This window comes from Pantoea sp. RIT-PI-b (assembly GCF_001187905.1).
Taxonomy (GTDB): Bacteria; Pseudomonadota; Gammaproteobacteria; order Enterobacterales; family Enterobacteriaceae; genus Pantoea; species Pantoea nemavictus.
Genome location: NZ_LGIS01000007.1, coordinates 290,006 through 313,367 on the forward strand (window position 1 = coordinate 290,006; position 23,362 = coordinate 313,367).

Consider the following 23,362-nt stretch of genomic DNA (forward strand, 5'->3'; position numbering starts at 1 on the left):
GGATGCCGGGCATTTTTATAGAACTGCGCGGGATCTCAATAACATGAATAATATCTCAGTAACCCCCAAAGGTGGGACCATTGCTTCTGAGCTGAGTGGAAATCAAGTTAATTTAACCGCTCCTAGTGTAGTGAAGCTGCATCTTAATCAGTCTGATATTAAGTCTTTCACACGCAATGGTAATGATTTAGTTGTCACCACAAAATCTGGTGAAGTGGTTGTTATTCATGGTTTTTATAGCCCGAATGGCGATAGCGATCTGGTCCTGCAGGACGATCGCGGCGCGATGTGGTGGGTGGAAGATCCCGGTACAGAAGGTTTCCAGTATGTCTCTATCGACAGCACCGAAGGTCTGTTAGCGGAAAACACCACCAATGACGGCACTATTGCCGCCTTCGGTATCGGTGGTGCAGCGCTGGCCGGTATCGGCGCGCTGTTTGCTGGCTCTGGCGGCGGTGGCGGAAATGCCTCACCTGGAGATAACGGTGGCAATCCCACTAACCCGACCGATCCCGACACCACACCACCAGCCGTAGTGAGCGATGTGGTGGTTACGGACGCCGTTGGCCCCTATCAGGGCACGATCAGTGCAGGTAGCATAACCGACGACAACACGCCAACGTTAAGCGGAACCGCAGAAGCGGGTGCCATCATCCGCATCTATGACGGCAATACGCTGATCGGCTCAGTGACCGCAGGTGCCGATGGTAGCTGGAGCTTCACCACGCCTACGCTGACGGATGGCCAGCATAGCCTGAGCGTGACCGCAACCGATGCCGCTGGCAATACCAGCGCGGCGTCAAATCCCGTAGGTTTCACCGTTGATACCGTAGCGCCGGATGCCGTGGCGGGTTTGACCGTGGTGAACAACAGCGGCTCTACTGCGCAGCCGATCACCAACGGCGGTGCTACCAATGACACCACGCCACAGCTGAGCGGTACCGCAGAAGCGGGCAGCATCATCACCATTCGTGATGGCAATACGGTGCTAGGCAGCGTTACCGTCGGTAGCAATGGCGCATGGAGCTTTACCAGCCCAGCGCTGAGCCAGGGTAGCCATACGCTGAGCATCACAGCCACCGATGCGGCGGGTAATTCCAGCACGCCGACCACCATCACCTTTACCGTGGATACCCAGGCGCCTGCCGCTGCTACGGAGCTGTCACTCAGTGATAACTCCGGCAATAACTCAGGCAATGTGCCAAACGGCTCCTCCACCGATGACAATACGCCAACCCTGAGTGGGCGCGGTGAAGCAGGCGCAGTGGTGAGCGTTTATGACGGGCAAACCCTGCTCGGCACGGCGGTGGTGGGAGCAAATGGCAGCTGGAGTTTCACCACGCCAACCTTGAGCAACGGTAGCCACAGCTTAACGGTTACCTTGACTGATGCCGCCGGTAACGTCAGTCCCGCGTCGCCTGCATATGAAGTCAATGTTCAGGCCGGTATTCCGCCAGCCACCACCTCATTTGAAATCACCGATGATACCGGTAGCACGCTGGTGCAGCTTAGCAACGGTGCCAGCACCCACGACAACACGCCAACGCTGAGTGGCCTCGCCACCGCCGGGGCGCTTATCACGCTGTACAACGGTACAACCGTGCTGGGTAGCGTGGTGGCGGACAGTGATGGTCAGTGGACCTTTACTCCAGGCACTTTGGCTGATGGTTCTTATGCTCTTCACACCTCGGTGACTGATACCGGCGGCAACGTGACGCAAACGCCGACAATTTCCATCACTATCGATACCGTCGCCCCAGCGGCGGCTGGCGGCATACAGCTGAGCGATAACGATGGCAGCACGCTGCAACCGATCGCTTCCGGTGGCGCCACCAATACCACCACGCCGGTGCTCAGCGGCACCGCCGAACCGGGCAGCACTGTGACGGTGCGCGATGGCAGCACCGTGCTGGGCACGGCAACTGTCGGCAGCAATGGCACATGGAGCTTCACCTCGCCGACGCTGACCGAAGGCAACCACAGCCTCACCACTACCGTGACCGATGCGGCGGGTAACGTTGGTCCGGCTTCCAGCCCAATCACCTTCACGGTTGATACCCAGGCGCCAGCGGGTGCCAGCAATGTGGTGATCAGCGATAACGTCGGCAGTACCACCGGCCCTATCACCGCAGGCGGTACCACTGATGACAGCACCCCGACCTTAACCGGTAACGGTGAAGCGAATGCCATCGTCAAAATTTATGACGGCACCACGCTGATTGGCAGCGTTACCGTGGGCACCAATGGCAGCTGGAGCTTTACCACGCCAACCCTGAGCAACGGTAGCCATTCGCTGAGTGTCACGCTGACCGACGCGGCGGGCAACGTCAGCCCGGCCACCACTGGCGTTGGTTTTACCGTGAATGCGGGCGTGCCGCCAACCACCAGTACGCTGGAGATCACCGATGACAGCGGCAGCACGCTGAAAGTGCTGCCTGAGGGTTCCAGCACACAGGACACCACGCCAACCCTCAGCGGGCTGGCTGCGGCCAATGCGGTCGTTGAGTTGTACAATGGCACCACGCTGCTGGGCAGCACCGTCGCCGGTGCGGATGGCCAGTGGAGCTTCACGCCAGCGGCTCTGGCCGACGGCACTTACGCCTTCCACGCGGTGGCCACGGATACCAGCGGCAACGTGACCAATTCCGGCACCATCAACATCACCGTTGATACCGTGGTGCCGGATGCGGCGAGCGGGGTAGCACTCACCAATGATGCCGGCAGCATTACGCAGCCCGTCACCTCCGGCAACGCCATCAATGATGCAACGCCGGTGTTGAGCGGCAGCGCGGAAGCGGGCAGTACCGTCACGATTCTGGATGGCACCACGGTGCTGGGAACTGTGACAGTGGGCGGCGATGGCAACTGGAGTTTCACCACGCCAACGCTGGCGGAAGGCAATCACAGCCTGACCACCACGGTGACCGATGCGGCGGGCAACGTCAGCCCGGCCACGGCACCGATCGCCTTTAGCGTTGATACCGTTGCACCAGCGGCGACCAGCGGATTGGTCGTCACGGATAACGTTGGCAGCAGCACCGGCCCGTTAACCTCCGGCACCATTACCGATGACAGCACGCCAACCCTGAGCGGCACAGCCGAAGCGGGAGCGGTGGTGCGCGTCTATGACGGCACCACGCTGCTCGGCTCAGCGACGGTTGGCAGCAATGGCAGCTGGAGCTTCACGCCAGATGCCGCGCTGACCAATGGCCAGCATAGCCTGACCACCACGGTGACCGATGCGGCGGGTAATGTCAGTCCCTCTTCGCCGGTATTTACACTCAATGTCGATGCTGGCGTACCGGCCACCAACAGCTTGCTGATTGTCAGCGACGACAGCGGCAGCACGCTGGTGGAACTGCCAAACAATTCCAGCACCAATGACACCACACCGATTTTGAGTGGCCAGGCAAGCGAGGGCGATCTGATCACCCTGTACAACGGCACCACGATTATTGGCAGCGTGGTGGCGGGCGCCGATGGGCAGTGGAACTTCACGCCAGCGGCGTTGGCTGATGGCAACTACGCGTTCCACGCCACGGCCACCAATCCAACAACCGGTGTTGAAACCGATACGCCGACCATCAACATCACCATTGATACCGTGGTGCCAAGCGCGCCAGCGGATGTGGCGCTGACCAATGATGCAGGCGATCCGATTCCTGCCGGCAGCAGCACTAACGACAATACGCCAACGCTGAGCGGAACCGGTGAAGCCGGTGGTACGGTCACCATCTCCGATGGCACCACCGTACTCGGCACCACCACGGTGGGCAACGATGGCAACTGGAGTTACACCACGCCTCCGCTAAGCGATGGTAATCACAGCCTGACCTCAACCGTCACCGATCCGGCGGGCAACACCGGCCCAGCGTCACCGCCGGTCACCGTCACCGTCGATACCCAACCGCCAGCGGCGGCAGGCAATGTACAGTTCAGTAACGATGACGGCACGCCGATTGCCGCAGGCGGCACCACCAATGACACCACGCCAACGCTGAGCGGCACCGCCGAGCCAGGTAGCACCGTAACCGTCAGCGACGGCACCACCGAGTTGGGGACGGCGACTACCGGCAGCGATGGCAACTGGAGCTTTACGCCAACCGAACCACTGAGCGAAGGGCAGCACAACCTCAGCACCACCGTCACCGATCCGGCGGGCAACGTTGGCCCAGCATCGTCGGTGGTGATCGTGATTGTCGATACCACGGCACCGGCCGTTGCCAGCGATCTGCAGCTCAGCAATGATGGCAGCGGCACGCTGGTGCCGATAGCCGATGGTGGCACCACCAATGATTTGACGCCGGTACTCAGCGGGCGCGCTGAACCGGGCAGCATCGTGACGATTATCGACGGCACTAGCGTGCTGGGTTCGGTGGCCGTCGGCAACGATGGCAACTGGAGCTTTACGTCACCCGCGCTGGATCCGGGCGCACACAGCCTGACCACCACGGTGACCGATGCGGCGGGCAATACCGGCGCGGCGAGTACGCCACTGACCTTTACTCTTGATGTCACCACGCCGCCAGCACCCGGCGGTGTGCAGCTCAGCAACGACACCAGCGGCACGCCAGTTCCGATTAACTCAGGCGCGGCGACCAATGATGCCACGCCGGTGTTGAGTGGTACCGCAGCGGAGGGCAGCACTATTACCGTCTCTGATGGCGGCACCGTGCTGGGCACCGTTACCGTCGGCAGCGGTGGCGAGTGGAGCTTTACAACGCCAGCCCTGAACGAGGGTAACCACAGTTTAACCGCGACGGTAACCAGTCCGGCGGGCAATACCAGCGCGCCATCGACGCCGATTGTGGTCACCGTAGATATCACACCGCCAGCCGCGGCTACGGGTCTGCAACTGAGCAATAACGACGGTGCGACGCCGCTACCGATTGCCGCTGGCGGTACCACCAATGACACCACGCCAGCCCTGAGCGGTACGGCCGAAGCGGGCAGCATCGTAACGGTACGTGATGGCACAGACATTATTGGCAGCGCCACCGTAGGCAGCGATGGCAGCTGGAGCGTTACGCCAAGCCAACCGCTGGCGGCGGGCGAGCATACGCTCACCGCCACCGTCACCGATCCGGCCGGCAACGTTGGGCCAACCTCAACGCCGATCACCGTCAACATTGATACCACGCAGCCACCGGCAGCAGGCGACGTGGCGCTCAACAATGACAATGGCGGCACGCCAGTGCCGATTACCTCCGGCGGCGCAACCAACGACACCACGCCGGTGATCAGTGGCACAGCAGCCGCAGGTAGCACCGTCACGGTGCTTGATGGCACCACGGTATTGGGCACGGTGACGGTGGGCAGCGGTGGAACCTGGAGCTTCACCACGCCAGCCCTGAGCGAAGGCGCGCATAGCCTGACCACCACCGTGACCAGCCCGGCGGGCAACGTCAGCGATCCGTCTACGGCAATCGCCTTTACGGTGGATACTCAGCCACCGGCCACCTCAACCGGGCTGCAGCTGAGCAATGATGGCGGCACGACCATCGCTGCCGGCGGCATCACCAATGACAACACTCCTATCCTGCGCGGCACCGCGGAGGCGGGCAGCACCGTCACGGTGCGTGATGGCACAACCGTATTGGGCACAGCAACGGCGGACACTGACGGCAACTGGAGCTTCACTCCCGCTACCGCGCTGGGTGAGGGCGCGCACAGCCTGACCACCACCGTGACCGATCCGGCTGGCAACAGCAGCGGCGCTTCCACACCGATCGCCTTTACCGTGGATACCACACCGCCAGCCGCCGCCACCGATCTGCAACTCAGCAATGACAGCAGCGGCACAGCGGTACCGATTGATACCGGTGGCCGCACCAACGACACCACGCCAGTATTGAGCGGCAGCGCCGAAGCGGGCAGCGTGGTGACGGTAAGTGATAATGGCGCGGTGCTGGGTAGCACCACGGTTGGCACCGATGGCAAATGGAGCTTCACACCAACCACACCACTGGATGCGGGTGGACATAGTCTGACCACCACGGTGACCGATACGGCGGGTAACGTCGGCCCGGCATCACCGGCGGTGACGGTGACCATTGATACTGAAGCGCCGCCAGCAGCCACTGACGTGGAACTCAATAACGATCAGGGCAACACGCCAGCACCAATTGCTTCCGGCGGCGCGACCAACGACACCACGCCGGTGCTGAGTGGTAACGCGGATCCGGACAGTATCGTGGTCGTGCGCGATGGTACTACCGTGCTCGGCACGGTGATTGTCGGAACCGATGGAGCCTGGAGCTTCACCACACCGGCGCTGAGCCAGGGCGAGCATAGCCTGACGGCGACCGTCACTGATGCCGCAGGCAACAGCAGCGCACCGTCCACGGCCATCACCTTTACCGTGGATACCGAAGCGCCGTCGGCAGCCACCGGCCTGCAGCTGAGCAATGATTCAGGCGGCACCGCGGTGCCCATCGCCGTAGGCGGTTCCACCAACGACACCACGCCGGTATTGAGCGGTAGCGCCGAAGCGGGCAGCACGGTGACTATCTCTGATGGCAGCAACGTGCTGGGTTCGGTGGTGGTAGGCAGCAGCGGCAACTGGAGCTTCACCTCGACGGTGCTCGGCGAGGGGCCGCATAGTCTGACCACCACGGTGACCGATCCCGCCGGTAACGTTAGCGCGCCATCGGCGGCGCTGAACTTCAGCATTGATACCACACCGCCGGCAGCACCAGACGCGCTGGAGCTGAGTAATAACAACGGCAGCACGCCGGTGGCGATTGATGGCAATAGCACCACTAACGATGCCACGCCGCTGCTCAGCGGCACCGCCGAAGCAGGCAGCACCGTCACGGTACGGGATGGCACGCAGGTGCTGGGCAGCGCGATTGTTGGCAGTAATGGCCAGTGGAGTTTCACCACGCCAACGCTGGGTGAGGGCGGCCATAGCCTGACGGCGACGGTCACCGATCCAGCCGGCAACGTGGGCCCCGCATCCAGCGCGATTGCCTTTACCGTGGATACCGTTGCGCCGGTTGCGGCGACGGGCCTTGAGCTCAACAATAACAACGGCGGCACGCCGGTGCCGATTGCCAACAACGGCACCACCAACGACAGCACACCGCTGTTGAGCGGTACGGCGGAAGCCAACAGCATTGTTATCGTTTCTGACGGCACCACGGTGTTGGGCAGCGCCATCGCCAATGCGCAGGGCGACTGGAGCTTCTCACCCACCCTGACTGACGGTACGCATAATCTGAGCGTGACAGTGCGCGATGCGGCGGGGAATACCAGCCCGGCAAGCAGCGCGATTACCGTCACCGTCGATACCGTAGCACCGCCAGCCGCAACCGGACTGACGCTGACTAACGATATCGGCACGCCGGTCACTATCCCGAACGGCGGCCTCACCAATGACAACACGCCAGTGCTGAGCGGTTCGGGCCAGGCGGGCAGTATCATTACCATTGCCGATCAAAATGGCGTGCTGGGTTCCACCACCGTGGGAGCGGGCGGTACATGGAGCTTTACGCCGCAAACGGCGCTGGCGGACGGAACGCATACCTTCAGCGTTACGGCCAGTGATGCGGCGGGTAACGTCAGCGCCCCTGCCACCATTGGCGTAGTGATCGATGCCACTCCACCGGCAGTCGCGGGGAATATTGTCGCCAGCAACGATGAGGGCACTTCACCGGTTGCCATCACCAACGGGGGGGCAACCAACGACAACACGCCGTTCCTTACCGGTACGGCAGAAGCGGGCAGCACCATCATTATTCGTGATGGCACTGAAATCCTGGGCAGCGCTTCGGTGGGTAGCAACGGGCAGTGGAGCTTTAGTTCACCGCAGCTTGATGATGGCGAGCACAGTCTGACCACCACCGTTGTCGATGCGGCAGGTAACGTGGGTCCCGCTTCCACGGCGATCGACTTTACCGTTGATACCACCGTACCTACGCCAGCCACGCTGGTGGTGAGTAATGACAACAGCGGTGCGCCGGTGCTGGTGCCTAACGGCGCGAGCACCAGTGACAACACACCGCTGCTGAGCGGGGCGGCAGAAGCGGGCAGTCTGGTGACCATTTACGACGGTAATGTCGTGATTGGCAGCACCACGGCGCTGGGCGACGGAAGCTGGAGCTTCAGTTCGCCTGTGTTGACGGATGGTTCGCACACGCTGACCGCGACAGTGACCGATGAAGTGGGGAATGTCAGCGCGCCTTCCGCCAGCTTTACCGTGGTGGTGGATGTTACGCCACCGCAGCCGGCTGACGATCTGCTGCTGCAAAACAACAATGGCGGCACGCCGATCACGATTGCTGACGGCGGCATCACCAACGACAGCACGCCAGCCATCAGCGGCACGGCGGAAGCCAATGCCGTGGTCAGAGTCTACGACGGCACCACGCTGGTGGGTTCGGCGATAGCGGGCAGCAATGGTGCGTGGAGCATCACCACCACGGCGCTCTCGAATGCCACGCATACGTTGAACGTCAGCGTGACGGATGCGGCGGGTAACGTCAGTTCCAATGCCTCGGTATCGCTGACGGTGGACACCTCAACGCCAGCGCAAGTGCTGAGCTTTGCTGTCTATAACGATGCTAATACCACGCCGGTGCAGGTCGCGAATGAAGGGGATACCAACGACAACACGCCAGTGATAAGCGGTACCGGTGTGGCGGGCACCACCATCAATGTTTACGAAGGACCTACCCTGCTCGGCACCACCACGGTGGGTGATAACGGCACATGGAGCTTCCAAACCACGACCTTGTCGGATGGCCAGCATAGCTTCACCGTGTCGGTCACTAACGCGGCGGGTACCACCGGGCCTGAAGCGACGCCGATTACCGTCTATATCGATACGTCGGTGCCGGATCCGATCACCCTCGCTGATTTGACGGTAAACGACAACGTAGGCGGCAGCACCGGTCCATTGACCAACGGCGTCACCACCGATGACAACACCCCTACCTTTAGCGGTACGGCGGAAGCGGGCAGTAGAATCTCGATTTACGATGGCACCACGCTGCTGGGTACCGTCAACGCGGTTGGCGGTAACTGGAGTTATACGCCGGGTACCGGGCTCTCTAACGGCGGGCACAGTTTCACCTTCACGGTAACCGATGCGGCGGGTAACGTCAGCGCGGTGAGCAGTCCGGCGTTTACGCTGAACATTGCTGCCGATCTGCCACCCGCCACCAGCACGCTGGTGATCACCGATGACAACGGCACCACGCCGGTTGAGTTGAGCAACGGTGCCAACAGTAATGACAGCACGCCGGTCTTAACCGGTGCCGCGAACGAAGGGGATGTGATCACCATTCATGATGGCGCTATCGTGCTGGGCAGCGTTACCGTTGGCAACACTGGGCAGTGGAGCTATACGCCTACGCTAGCCGATGGTGCGCACGGTATCTATATCACGACGGTTAATTCAGTCGGTAATCCGGGAGCGACATCGCCGACGGTGAACTTCACTATCGATACCGGAGTACCGCTCGCCGCCACTAATCTGTCTGCCGCTAATAACAACGACGGCATCACAGTACCGATTGCTGACAACGGTATCACCAACGACAGCACGCCACGGCTGGCAGGACTGGCCGAAGCCAACGGTATTGTCACGGTTTATGATGGCAACACGGTGATTGGCTCTACGGTCGCCAACGCTAGCGGTGAGTGGACCTTCACCGCGCCAACCCTCAGCCAGGGCGGGCATGTGCTGAGCGTTACCGTCACCGATGCGGCGGGCAACGTTGGACCGCGCTCGGATGTGGTGAATCTCACCGTGGATACCCTTGCGCCAAACGCCTCAACGCTGGTGGTCAACAACGACGAGACCGGTGCGGTGGTGCCGAATGGCGGCGCGACCAACGATAATACGCCAACCCTGAGCGGTACGGCGGAAGTGGGCAGCGTCATCACCATTTACGATGGCACCACGCTGCTGGGTTCAGTGGCTGCCGGCGCGGGCGGGGACTGGAACTTCACCACCGCAGTGCTGGGTGACGGTAGCCATGCGCTGTCCGTGCGCGTGACCGATGTTGCAGGGAATACCAGCGTAGCGTCCAGCACGGCAACGGTGATCGTTGATACTGCAGCTCCTGCAGCCGTCAGCGGTCTGGCTGCGGCTAACAACAACGGCAGCTCACCGGTGGCGATTGCCGCTGGCGGCACTACCAACGACAGCACGCCAGCGCTGAGCGGTACGGCGGAAGCCGGTAGCATCGTTAAAATTTTCGATGGCGCCAACCAGATTGGTTCAGTCACTGCAGGCAGCAACGGTGCGTGGAGCTTTACCTCGCCAACGCTCGCTGATGGTCTGCATACGCTGACGGTGACGGCGACCGATGCAGCAGGCAATGTCAGCCCAGATGCCTCGATCAGCCTCACGGTGATCACGGCGGCACCAACGCCCGTCACCAATCTGCTGGTCTCTGACAACGTGGGTGCCACTACCGGTAACCTTAGCAACGGCGCTTCAACCGATGACAACACGCCAACGCTGAGCGGAACCGCCACGGCGGGCAACGTGGTGATCATCTCGGAAGGCAGCACGGTGCTGGGTTCTGCGGTTGCCGGCAGCAACGGCGCATGGAGCTTCACCACTGCCGCACTGAGTGATGGATCGCATCCATTGAGCGTGACGGTGCGCGACGCGGCGGGCAACACCAGCACCGCGACCAACTTCACGGTCAATGTGGATACGGTGGCACCGGCCAACGCAACGCTGCTGGTCACCAACGATACCAACGGAACCACGGTGCCGAATGGTGGATCGACCAACGACAGCACGCCAACGCTGAGCGGCACGGCGGAAGCGGGCAGCCGCGTTTCGATTTATGACGGCACAACGCTGCTGGGCACCGCAACGGCAGGAAGCGGCGGGGCATGGAGCTTCACCACCGATGTTCTGACCCAGGGCGCGCATGCACTGAGCGTGACGGTGACCGATGCGGCCGGTAACGTCAGTGGCAGCACCGCGGCGACGGTGAATATTGATACCGTAGCGCCGGTGGCGATCACCGGCCTGGCGGCGGCCAATAACAACGGCAGCACGCCGGTAGCGATTAACGCGGGTGGCAGCACCAACGACAATACGCCAGCCCTCAGCGGTAGCGCAGAAGCGGGCAGTCTGGTGATCATCCGTGATGGTACGGCGATTATCGGTTCGGTCACCGCAGGCAGCAACGGCAGCTGGAGCTTCACTACGCCAACCCTGGCGGACGGAGCACACACCCTTAACGTCACGGCGACCGATGCAGCGGGCAACGTCAGCCCGAATGCCGCGTTCGCCCTGACGATTGATACCGTGGCACCGTCACCGGTGACTAACCTGGTGATCAACGATAACGTCGGCACGATTCAGGGACCGCTGGCTAATGGCGCGGTAACCGATGATGCCACGCCAACGCTGAGCGGCACGGCGGAAGCCAATGCGATTGTCACCATCTATGACGGCAGCACGGTGCTGGGTTCGGTGACTGCTGGAGCCGGCGGTGCGTGGACCTTCACCACTGCCACACTGAGCAACGGCGTTCATCCGCTCAGCGTAACGGTGAAAGATGCCGCGGGTAATACCAGCGCGGCTACCACGCCAGTCTCCATCACCGTAGACACGGTAGCACCGACGGCATCAACGCTGGTGATCACTAACGACGTCACCAACACCACGGTGCCGAGCGGCGGAGCCACCAACGACACCACGCCAACGCTGAGCGGCGTGGCCGAAGCGGGCAGTCGAGTCACGATTTACGATGGCGCTGCGCCGCTGGGTACGGCGATTGCCGGCAGCGACGGCAGCTGGACCTTCACGACCGGTGTACTGACCACCGGCCCGCATCCACTGAGCGTCACGGTAACGGATGCGGCGGGTAACGTTAGCGGCACCACCTCGGCCTCGGTGATTATCGATACCACGCCACCGGCGGCGGTCACCAATCTGGTGGCAGCCAACAACAACGGCAGTACGGCGGTGACCATTCCGAACAATGGCGTGACCAACGACAGTACGCCGCTGTTAACCGGTTCGGGTGAGATTGGTGCGAAGATCAGCGTTTACGACGGGACAACGCTGCTCGGCACCACCACGGTGGGCAGCAACGGCACATGGAGCTTCGTCTCCACTGCGCTGAGTAATGGCACCCACACGCTGAATGTGACGGCGACGGATGCGGCGGGCAACGTCAGCCCAACCACGTCCACCACCCTGAGCATTGATACCGTGGCACCGAATCCGGTCACCAATCTGGTGATCACCGATGATGTCGGGACGATTCAGGGACCCCTGGCCAACGGCGCCTCTACCGATGACGCCACGCCAACTCTGAGCGGCACGGCGGAAGCGAACGCCATTGTCACTGTGTACGATGGCACCACCGTTCTCGGTTCCGTGACTGCGGGCAGTACTGGCGCATGGACCTTCACGACCGCGACGCTGAGCAACGGCACCCATCCGCTCAGCGTAACGGTAACGGATGCGGCAGGTAACACCAGCGCGGCTTCGGCGACGGTCTCTATCATCGTCGATACCGTGGCGCCAGCGGCGTCAACGCTGGTGATTACCAACGACGTTACCGGCACCGTGGTGCCGAGCGGCGGTGCCACTAACGACACCACACCAACGCTGAGCGGTTCGGCGGAAGTGGGCAGCAGGGTGTCGATCTTCGATGGCGGCACGCTGTTAGGTACCGTGACCGTTGGCAGCGGCGGGACCTGGAGCTTCACCACCGGCACGCTCGCTCAGGGCACCCATCCGCTGAGCGTCACGGTGACCGATGCGGCCGGTAACGTTAGCGGCACCACCGCGGCCTCGGTGACGATCGATACCGTGGCTCCGGCGGCGGTAACCAACCTTGTCGCTGCTAACAACAACGGCAGCACAGCGATCGCTATCCCGAATAACGGCGCGACCAACGACAGCACACCGCTGTTGACCGGTAACGGCGAAGTGGGGGCAAGGATCAGCGTTTACGATGGCACCACGCTGCTCGGCACCACCACGGTAGGCAGCAACGGCAGCTGGAGCTTTATCTCTACTCCGCTGAGCAACGGCACGCACACGCTGAACGTGACGGCAACCGATGCGGCGGGCAACGTCAGCCCGAACGCCTCGACTACCTTGCGCGTTGACACGGTGGCGCCAGCGGCCAGTTCGCTCACCATCACCGACGATGCGGGCAGCACGCCAGTGACGTTGGTTAACGGTGCTTACACTCGCGATACCACGCCAGTCCTCAACGGTACGGCGGAAGTGGGCGCGATTGTCACCATCTATGATGGCACCACGGCGCTGGGTTCCGTGACGGTGGGCGCAGGAGGAACCTGGACCTACACCACCGCAGCGCTGGCGAACGGTGCGCATCCGCTGAGCGTGACGGTAACTGATGCGGCGGGCAACGTGAGTACCGGCAATACGGCGGTGACCGTCAATGTCGATACGGTGCCACCGGCGGCGGTTAGCGGTCTGGCGATTAACGATGCCGGTACTACCGTCACCGGTAGCGGTGAGGTGGGCGCCATCGTCACCGTGCGTGATGCGGGCGGCAACGCCCTCGGCACGGCGACCGTCGGCACGGGCGGCACCTGGTCGGTTAGCCTGAGTACCGCGCAGACCACCGGAGCCTCGCTGTCGGTGATTCAAACTGACCGCGCGGGTAACGTCTCCACCAGCAGCCCGCTGACCGGCGCGATTCGTATCGTGGCGGCCAACGATGTCAACGAAGTGGATTACACCACCCAAACCGGCACGCTGAACAATGGCACGACCAGCGTGTCGCACACCGCGCTGCTTACGGTCGGGCTCGGCAATGTGCTGCAAGCCAGCGTATTGACCAATGGTAACGCCTACATGTTTAACGTGGGGCCGGATGACACGCGTACGGTAACGCTGAACGGTTCAATCAGCAGCGTGGGTTTGTTAACCAACTACTCATTGAATCTGTACGAGCAGCAAAGTAATGGTACCTGGCTGCTGATTAACAGCACCACTAACTACCTCGGTGCCGTGTTGTCGCTGGGAACGTTGAAAGGTGCCAACGTGACCTATAACAATCTGGGTACCGGCAACTACGCGGTGATCGTCGCTTCAACCGTTAACGTCAGTCTGCTGCCAACCTCCACGATTAGCACGGTGTCAGACATCACGACGCTGGCAGTGACAGTCGCGGCAACGGTCACCGGTAACTTGCTGACCAACGACACCAGTTCGCTGGCGGGCACCATTCCTAATGGCACGGCGGTAACGGCGGTATCGGGCAACGTGGTGGCGGCGACGGGCAACACCGTGATCAATACCACTTACGGCACCCTGACCATCGATTCACACGGTAACTACACCTATGCACTGAAGGCGGGTCTGAATATCGATACCCTGCCAGCGGCGGATACTTTTACTTACTCGGTAAGGGATGCGAGCGGTGCGTTGACCTCGGCCAGCCTGACGGTGAATTTGCACAATGGTGCGTCGGCGACCTCGTTGTTGGCAGCTAACAGTTTGTTTGCTGACACCACCAGCGGCGACCACGATGCCAGCGGCAGCATCTACGGTTCATCAACGGCGAGCCATACGGGAACCTTGAGTATCACTAATGAACACGGTGATATCACTACGGTTCACAGCGTGGGTACCACGGCGATTGCCGGGGACTTTGGTGTGCTGAGTATTGCCGCCAACGGTAGCTATACCTATGCGCTGAATGCCGGCGTGGATGGACAATCGCTCACCCACAAAGAGGTGTTCAGTTATACCCTGGCCGCGAATGACGGCACCATCACCAGTCAGTCGTTCACCATTGAGCTGCATCCAACCATCACAGGCACAGCGGGGGCTGACACGCTGACCGGCGGTGCCTACGACGACACCATCACCAGCGGTGCCGGCGCAGATACGTTGGTGTATCACTTACTGGCGAGCGCGGATGCCACCGGCGGTAACGGTCACGATACCTGGACCGACTTCAATGTTGCGCAAGGCGACAAAATTGATGTCAGTAACTTGCTTATCGGCTGGAATGATTCCACAAGTAATATTAATGATTTCGTGAAAGTGGACCATACTTCAGATGGCAATACGGTGCTCTCAATTGACCGTGACGGTACCGGTACGGGTTACAGCGCGACTCAACTGATTACGCTGGAAGGCGTGAACGTTTCTCTGGAGGAGCTGCTGCAACAACCGCACCAAAACCACACGGTCTAACGGCTATGTGACGCAGGGATGCAGTAAGGGCACAGGGATGTGCCCCTTTCTCTTTATTGACTGGTGGACTATCGATGGAACTGATGCACTCAGGCGCAACTTTTCGCCGTTCGTTTAAGCTCAGCGTTCTCTGTGCGGGCATGGCTTTACTTTACAGTTCTCAACTTTTAGCGGCCAGTGACGCGTTAACCAACGCGGGGCGTATTACTTCAGCAGGTTTGGCGCAACAACAGGAACTCCCTTCATTAGCCGGCGAGGTGGCTGAACCGGCCCTTGCCAACGTACCCGACTCTCTCACCATCAACCAGGCCGTGCAGCGCGCCATTCAGTGGCATCCGGATATTGCCGAAGCCGTTGGCAAGATGCTGGAACAGGCCAATCAGGTTGATGTGGCGAAAGCCAAATACTATCCGCAAATCAGTGCCGGGATGAATAACGGCTACAGTAACGCCTATAGCGAAAAGGGCTTCAGCCCATCGTTTGTGCTGTCGGTTTCGCAGATGCTGTATGACTTTGGCAAGGTCAGCAGCTCGGTGCGTTCTGCCGAAGCGGGCGTGGCGCAGGAGCAGGCCAACGTGTTGGTGAGTATTGACACCGTAGCGCACGATACCGCGGCAGCGCTGGTGGAAGTGCAGGGTTATCAGCAACTGGTGACGATTGCGCAGCAGCAGTTGGCGGCGCTGAGTAAAATTGGCGATCTGGCGCGCCAGCGGAATGAAGAGGGCGCGGCGTCACTGTCGGATGCGACGCAAACCGACGCGCGTATCGAAGGCGCGCGTACCACGTTGACGCAGTATCAGGCCAATCTCAACCGCTGGCGCGCCACGCTGGCGACCTATCTGGGCTGGCCGCTGGTGAAAAAAGTCAGCGATGATTTCCCCACCAATCTCACCAAATCCTGTCAGATGGCGAAAGCCGATGACAAGCTCAATCCAGCGGTGCTAGCGGCCTGGGCGCAGGCCAATCAGGCGCAGGCAAAACTCGATAACGCGAATGCGCAAAATATGCCCACCATCTCGCTGGAACCGCAGGTGACGCATTATCTCAACGATCACTACTCCGGCAGTGAAAGTCTGGATCGCACGCAATATTCCGCCTTTGTCAAAGTCGAGATGCCGCTCTATCAGGGCGGTGGCATCACCGCCAGCCGTGACGCGGCCGCCAATGCGCTGCGCGCCGCCAATGCGGCCGTCAACTCGGCGCGGCTCAAGGCGCGGCAGCAGCTGAGCGAATCGCAGAACGAGTCGCAAAGCCTGGCGCTCAGCCTCGCCATCATGGGTCGGCAACAGACGTTGGGTGAGAAAACCCAGTCGCTGTATCAGGATCAGTATCTGCAGCTTGGCACGCGTCCGCTGCTGGACGTGCTCAACGCCGAGCAGGAGGTGTTCCAGACCCGTTTCACGCTGCAGCAAACCATCAGCCAGTTACGCTCACTGCAGCTCGATTGCCTCTACAGCACTGGGCATATGCGGTCGGCGTTTGCCCTGAATAATCAGCGGATCCAGTCCGTGGAGATCCAGCCATGACGCAACTACAACTTCCCGATGCGCCCGATAGCGCCTCCGGGGGAAATGTGCCCCTGCACGGATGGGCCACCGCCATTATCCTGATCGCCGGTCATTATCGCTTGCCCTGTTCGCCGGGGATGATCATGGCCGCTGCGGAGTGGCAGGGCAAACAGACGCGTGACAAAGCGTTGCGCCATCTGGCGCGCCAGGCCGGTTTATCGCTGCAGCTGTATGAAGAGAATAAGTGGGAGATCACCAGCTGGCGGCTGCCGCTGGCGGTAGAGCTGGCCGATGGTCAGGTGGGCGTGATCACCCAATTTGACGGTGACGATGAGGTGCGGGTGCACTTTGCCGGTGATGAACAGCCAGCGCCGATTGCACTGGCAACGCTGCTACCGGAAATCCGCTTTGCCGCCGCGCTGCGGCCGGTGACGGCGGCCAAAGACAGCCGCGTTGATCGCTATCTGTCGACGGTGAAACCGGACTGGCTGCGCCGCCTGGTGCTGCACGATCTGCGTCCTTACGGCTACGTGATGCTGGGATCGTTTCTGATCAACCTGCTGGCGCTGGTCGGCATTATCTTCTCGATGCAGGTGTATGACCGGGTGATTCCGGCGCAGTCCTATCCGACGCTGTACGTGCTGTATATCGGGGTGATTATCTCGGTGGTGTTCACCTATATCCTGCGCGTCGGGCGCGATCACGTCACCGATCTGCTGGGTAAACGCGCCGACATGCGCGTCTCCGATCGCGTCTTTGGTCACGCGCTGCGGCTACGGAGCAGCGCGGTGCCACGTTCGACCGGCACTTTCATCTCGCAGCTGCGCGAGCTGGAGTCGATCCGCGAAATGGTCACCTCCACCACGGTGACGGCGATTGTCGATATGCCATTCTTCCTGCTGTTCCTGCTGGTGATGGCAATCATCGCGCCGCAGCTGGCCTGGATTGCACCGGTGGCGGTGCTGCTGATGATCTTGCCGGGGGTGCTGAGCCAGAAAAAACTGTCGAAGCTGGCGCAGCAAAACCTGAAAGAGTCGACGCTGCGTAACGCGGTGCTGGTGGAGAGCGTACAAGGGCTGGAGGACATCAAGCTAATGCAGGCGGAAGATCGCTTCCTGCAGCAGTGGAACAGCTACATTCGCATCACCGCCCAATCCGGAGTCGAGATGCGCAAAGTGATGCACTCGCTGATCACCTGGGGCGTGACGGTGCAAGGGTTGGTGTATGCCAGCGTGATCGTCATCGGCGCTCCGATGGTGATCGACGGCGATATCACCACCGGTGCCATCGTGGCCGCGTCGCTGCTCTCTTCACGCATGATTGCGCCGATGGCGACGCTGTGCGGCGTGCTGGCGCGCTGGCAGCAGGTGAAAGCGGCGAAAGGCAGCCTCGATGCGCTGATGAACTTGCCGGTGGAAAACAGCAAGGACGAGACGCGCATTCACACGCCGGTGCTGTTTGGTCACTATCAGTTCACCGACGCCATGTTCCGTTACTACACCGATTCGATGACTATCGCGCTGCGCATTAAAAGCCTGACGATTAAACCGGGCGAGCGCATTGCGGTGCTGGGGCGCAACGGTTCCGGCAAATCGACCCTGCTGCAGGCGATGTGCGGCGGCATTGATTTAGTTGGCGGCGAGCTGCGGCTGGATAATCTCAGTTTGCCGCATATCGATGTTGCCGACGTGCGACGCAACGTCGGCCTGCTGACGCAAAATGCGCGCCTGTTCCACGGTACGCTGCGTGAAAATTTGACTCTCGGCGCGGCGCACGCCACCGATGATGCCATCTTTGGCGCGCTGACCGTCAGCGGCGGGGCAGATTTTATTCGTCGTCTGCCGCTCGGTCTCGATCATCCGATTATGGAAGGTGGCACCGGACTTTCCGGCGGTCAGCGCCAGTCGCTGCTGCTGGCGCGTATGCTGCTGCGCGATCCCAACATTATCCTGCTGGATGAGCCGACGGCGGCGCTCGACGATCACACCGAGAAGGAGTTTATCGAACGTCTTGGCCAGTGGCTGAATGGTCGCACGCTGATCGTCGCCACGCACCGAGCGGCGATCCTGGCGCTGGTGGATCGTGTGCTGGTGTTGAAAGAGGGACAGCTGGTGATGGATAGCCCGAAAGAGAACGCCTTGCCGCCGCCGCGCGCTAACGGTAGTCAACCGGAGGCGCAATCATGATCAAACAATTACCGGCAAGACTGCGGCTGGTGACCGCCGCAGAGGTGGACTCCTCCGACGATCTGCTGGGCGAGCTGCGATCCGAAACCCATTACACCGGCGCCGTGCGGCTGATTGTCATCAGCACCGCGTTGATCCTCGTCACGGTGATTTGGGCGTGGTTTGGCGTGCTGGATGAAGTCTCAACCGGCACCGGCAAAGTGATCCCCAGCTCGCGCGATCAGGTGCTGCAATCGCTGGAGGGCGGCATTTTGACCGAGCTGTATGTGCATGAAGGCGATCAGGTGCAGGCCGGACAGATTGTGGCCAAGCTTGACGCTACGCGTTCGCAATCCAACGTCGGTGAGAGTGCAGCGCGCTATCGTGCGGCGCTGGCAGCGGCGGCCCGTTTGACGGCGGAAGTGAACGATCAGCCGCTCACCTTCCCGGCGGAGCTGGATAAGTTTCCCGAGCTGGAGGCCTCAGAAACCCGGCTGTATAAAACCCGCCGCGCTCAGCTCTCCGATGCCACCGCGCAGTTTAAAGAGTCGCTGGCGCTGGCCAACCGCGAACTGGCGATTACGCAGCGCCTGGCGAAAACCGGCGCCGCCAGTAGCGTAGAGGTGCTGCGTTTGCAGCGTGATAAATCGGATCTGGAGCTGAAGCTTACCGACATGCGCTCGCAATATTACGTGCAGGCGCGCGAAGAGCTGGCGAAGGCCAACGCCGAAGCCGACAGCATGGCGCAGGTGGTGAAAGGGCGTGAAGACACGGTAACGCGTTTAACCATCCGTTCACCGATGCGCGGCATTGTGAAAAACATCAAAGTCTCCACCGTCGGCGGTGTAGTGCCACCGAATGGTGAGCTGATGAACATCGTGCCAATGAACGATCGCCTGCTGATAGAAGCGCGCCTGTCGCCGCGTGATATCGCCTTTATTCATCCCGGCCAGCGCGCGGTGGTGAAGATCTCCGCCTATGACTACGCCATTTATGGCGGCCTCAACGGCGTGGTGGAGAGCATTTCGCCGGATACCATTCAGGATGAGGTCAAACCGGAGATCTACTATTACCGCGTGTTTATCCGTACCGATAACGACTACGTACAGAATAAAGCCGGTAAGCGCTTCTCCATCAGCCCGGGGATGGTTTCTACCGTGGATATCAAAACCGGCGAGAAGACGGTGATGGATTATCTGATTAAACCGTTTAATAAAGGCAAAGAGGCGATGCGCGAACGCTGATTTTTGCTGCCCGATTGCAGGGCGCTGCAATCTTCGCGATAATCGCGCCCATCATCCCTTCCTCGTCGGGCCTAACGACGCGGAGGGGATTTTTTTCATCTATACCCTAAATACTTCATGCTCTAGGTGCGTTGGCTGCTCTCGTTCACCCGAATCACTTACTCAAGTAAGCTCATCGGGATTCTCTCGTTTGCCGCCTTCCTACAGCATGAATTATTTAGGGTATACCTTATTAGGCTAATGACGGATTAAAGAGGACGATTTATGTATAACACCTTGGGCAATCAGTACGATAACTCCCTGGTTTCTAACGCTTTCGGTTTCATGCGCTTCCCGCTGAACTTCCAACCTTACGACAGCGATGCGGAGTGGGTGATTACCGGTGTTCCTTTCGATGCGGCGACATCAGGCCGTCCGGGCAGCCGTTTAGGGCCGGGCGCGATTCGTCAGATTTCCACTAATCTGGCGTGGGAAGGCTGTCGCTGGCCGTGGGATTTCGATCTGCGTCAGCGTCTGAACGTCGTCGACTGTGGCGATCTGGTGTATGCCTTCGGCGATTCACAGGATCTGTCGGACAAACTGCAGGCGCACGCCGAGAAGCTGCTGGCGAACGGTAAACGCATGCTGACCTTTGGCGGCGACCACTACGTGACGCTGCCGCTGCTGCGCGCGCACGCTAAACACTTCGGCAAAATGGCGCTGGTGCACTTCGATGCGCATACCGATACCTACTCTAACGGTCCAACCTTCGACCACGGCACCATGTTCTTCACCGCGCCGAAAGAAGGCTTGATCGATCCGCAGCATTCGGTGCAGATCGGTATTCGTACCGAGTTCGACAAGAGCCTTGGCTTCAACGTGCTGGATGCGGCGCAAGTCAACGATCGCAGCGTCGACGATATACTGGCGGAAGTGAAGCGCACCGTCGGCGATCTGCCGGTGTATCTGACCTTTGATATCGACTGCCTTGATCCTGCCCATGCGCCGGGCACCGGCACGCCGGTGATTGGCGGCCTGAGCAGCGATAAAGCCACCAAGCTGATTCGCGGTTTGCAGGGCATGAATATCGTTGGTATGGATCTGGTGGAAGTGGCGCCGGGTTACGACCACGCCGATCTCACTTCGCTGGCGGCGGCCACACTGGCGCTGGATATGCTGCACGTGCAGGCGGCGAATAAAGGTTAATCCTTGCGGCTGCGGCTACACTTAGTGGCGGTTAATTAATCTGCGGAGGCTTTTATGGGCTTGCTAGACGATTTAGTGGGATCGCTGGGCAATGGCAACAGCGCAAGTGGACAGGGCAATCAGCTCCAGCAGCTGATGGCTATCTGGAACTGGGTGCAGGAGCAGGGCGGTGTTGAAGTACTGCTGCAGAAGTTTCAACAGGGCGGACTGGGGCAGGTGCTGAATACCTGGATCGGCAGCGGCGATAATCAGTCGATTGGTGGCGGCGATATTCAAAATGCACTTGAGCCTGGGCAGCTCCAGTCGCTGGCGGACAAGTTGGGCACCGATGTGAATGGCGCGTCCGGTACGTTGGCGGCGTTGCTGCCGCAGGTGATTGATAAGTTATCGCCGCAGGGGCACGTCGATACGTCCAGCACGCAGGATTTGGGCGCGATGGTGGATGGTTTGTTTAAGCGTTAATCGTTCTTTGCTGGCTGCCCCCCACCTCGGTCCTCCCCCGTTAACGGGGGAAGGCCGGGATGGGGGACCGCGAGCACTATTTACTTCCCGTCTGCGGCAATACGTTCGCGGATATGCTGCGCGCGTGCTTCAGAATCCGGGTGAGAATCAAACATCGAACTCTGGCGCCCCTGTTCCAGTTTTGCCAACTTCTCAAAGCTTGTCGCCAGGCCCATTGGATTCACGCCGCGTTTTTTCAGCAGATCGTAAGAGTAATCATCGGCCTGTGACTCCTGGGTTTGCGAGAACTGTGCATTGACCAGCTTCTCGCCCATTTCACCCAACTGCGATTGTGACAGCGAGCCAATCACGCCGCCTACCGATGCCGCCGCAGTGCGTGTCGCCGTGGTGGTCAGCGCGACCTGCATAGCTTTACGCGTGTGACCCAGCGCAACGTGGCCCATTTCATGGCCGAGCACGCCTTCCACTTCGTTATCGGTCATCATATCCATCAGCCCGCTATACACGCGAATGCAACCATTGGCCATCGCCCAGGCATTGACGTCTTTGGTTTGATACACCTTGTAGTTGGCGGGTACGCCGTTGATATTGTCGCCCAGCGCGGCAGCGATTTTATTCAAACGCTGCTGATATTCACTGTTGGCGGGCGCAAGCTGGTTGTCTTTATCCATCTGCGCACAGGATTGGTCGCTCAACTCCTTCACTTGTGAATCGTTCAGCGCATAGGCTTGATAAGCCTGCGCGCCAGATTGCAGCAGCGCGTTGTTGTCGAATCCTTCGCAGCCGCTCAGCAGCGAAGCCAGGCCCAGAGCAACAATCGTGGCTCTCATTTTCATATCCGCATCCTTTAGGTAACAAGGTAAAGAAAACAAACACCTGAAACCGTCGCAGGTGTTTAAACGCATTGGTTATAGCTCGCAACTTATTCAATGGCTAGCAGACAAGGCCGGAAATGCAACCGTTTACCCGCTATTTAGCACCCCGATGCATGTACTTTTGCCCTGATTTTCATGTACATTGATGTGCGACTTTTTTCTCGCTTCGCCTTATAACTGATTAATTACAATAAGTTAAGCGTGGCGGAGCATTAATCCGACCTGGAGTAGAAGATGCCCTCTCGTAAAGAGCTTGCCAACGCCATTCGCGCGTTAAGTATGGATGCAGTACAGAAAGCCAATTCGGGACATCCGGGTGCCCCGATGGGCATGGCGGACATCGCCGAAGTGCTGTGGCGAGACTTCCTGAACCATAACCCTACTAACCCGCTGTGGGCAGATCGCGACCGCTTTGTGCTGTCGAACGGTCACGGCTCAATGCTGATTTACAGCCTGCTGCACCTCACCGGCTACGATCTGCCAATGAGCGAGCTGCAGAACTTCCGTCAGCTGCACTCCAAAACTCCAGGCCACCCGGAATACGGCTACACCGCAGGCGTTGAAACCACCACCGGCCCGCTGGGCCAGGGCATCGCTAACGCCGTTGGCTTCGCCATTGCCGAGCGCACGCTGGCGGCGCAGTTCAACCGTCCGGGCCATGACATCGTAGACCATAACACCTACGTGTTTATGGGCGACGGCTGCATGATGGAAGGTATTTCACACGAAGTGTGCTCCATCGCCGGCACCCTGAAGC

At 60.3% G+C, this 23,362-nt stretch carries 7 protein-coding genes and 1 pseudogene; 7 read left to right on the forward strand and 1 reads right to left on the reverse strand.

The genetic code is table 11. The features are described 5' to 3' along the window. The first annotated feature begins 43 nt into the window (after window positions 1-43). The 6 genes from AC790_RS01390 to AC790_RS01415 all read left to right on the forward strand — a co-directional run bounded on the left by AC790_RS01390 (window position 44) and on the right by AC790_RS01415 (window position 21,730). Window positions 44-15,166, forward strand: coding sequence for an Ig-like domain-containing protein (locus AC790_RS01390; protein WP_049850712.1), 15,123 nt, complete (start codon window positions 44-46; stop codon window positions 15,164-15,166). Window positions 15,167-15,240: 74 nt separating this feature from the next. Beyond that, entirely contained in the window at window positions 15,241-16,692 is a 1,452-nt protein-coding gene (locus tag AC790_RS01395) for a TolC family outer membrane protein (RefSeq protein WP_007890308.1), read from the forward strand. Beyond that, entirely contained in the window at window positions 16,689-18,860 is a 2,172-nt protein-coding gene (locus tag AC790_RS01400; protein WP_049850713.1) for a type I secretion system permease/ATPase, read from the forward strand. The genes AC790_RS01395 and AC790_RS01400 overlap by 4 nt, the downstream gene beginning before the upstream one ends. Then, window positions 18,857-20,083, forward strand: coding sequence for an HlyD family type I secretion periplasmic adaptor subunit (locus tag AC790_RS01405; protein WP_049850714.1), 1,227 nt, complete (start codon window positions 18,857-18,859; stop codon window positions 20,081-20,083). Before AC790_RS01400 ends, AC790_RS01405 begins: the two co-directional genes overlap by 4 nt. Window positions 20,084-20,347: 264 nt before the next feature. Further along, on the forward strand, window positions 20,348-21,268 hold the full coding sequence (gene speB, locus AC790_RS01410) for an agmatinase (RefSeq protein WP_007890305.1): 921 nt from the start codon (window positions 20,348-20,350) through the stop codon (window positions 21,266-21,268). Between the two features lie 54 nt (window positions 21,269-21,322). Next, a complete protein-coding gene (locus tag AC790_RS01415; protein ID WP_049850715.1) occupies window positions 21,323-21,730 on the forward strand; it encodes a YidB family protein in 408 nt (135 codons plus the stop codon). An 80-nt stretch (window positions 21,731-21,810) separates the two neighbouring features. Here AC790_RS01415 and AC790_RS01420 read toward each other — a convergent pair whose 3' ends face one another. Continuing rightward, window positions 21,811-22,566, reverse strand: coding sequence for a M48 family metallopeptidase (locus tag AC790_RS01420; RefSeq protein WP_007890303.1), 756 nt, complete (start codon window positions 22,564-22,566; stop codon window positions 21,811-21,813). Between the two features lie 273 nt (window positions 22,567-22,839). On the opposite strand from AC790_RS01420, the pseudogene AC790_RS01425 reads away from it, so the two are divergent. After that, window positions 22,840-23,362, forward strand: a pseudogene (locus AC790_RS01425) (transketolase); the annotation flags it as partial.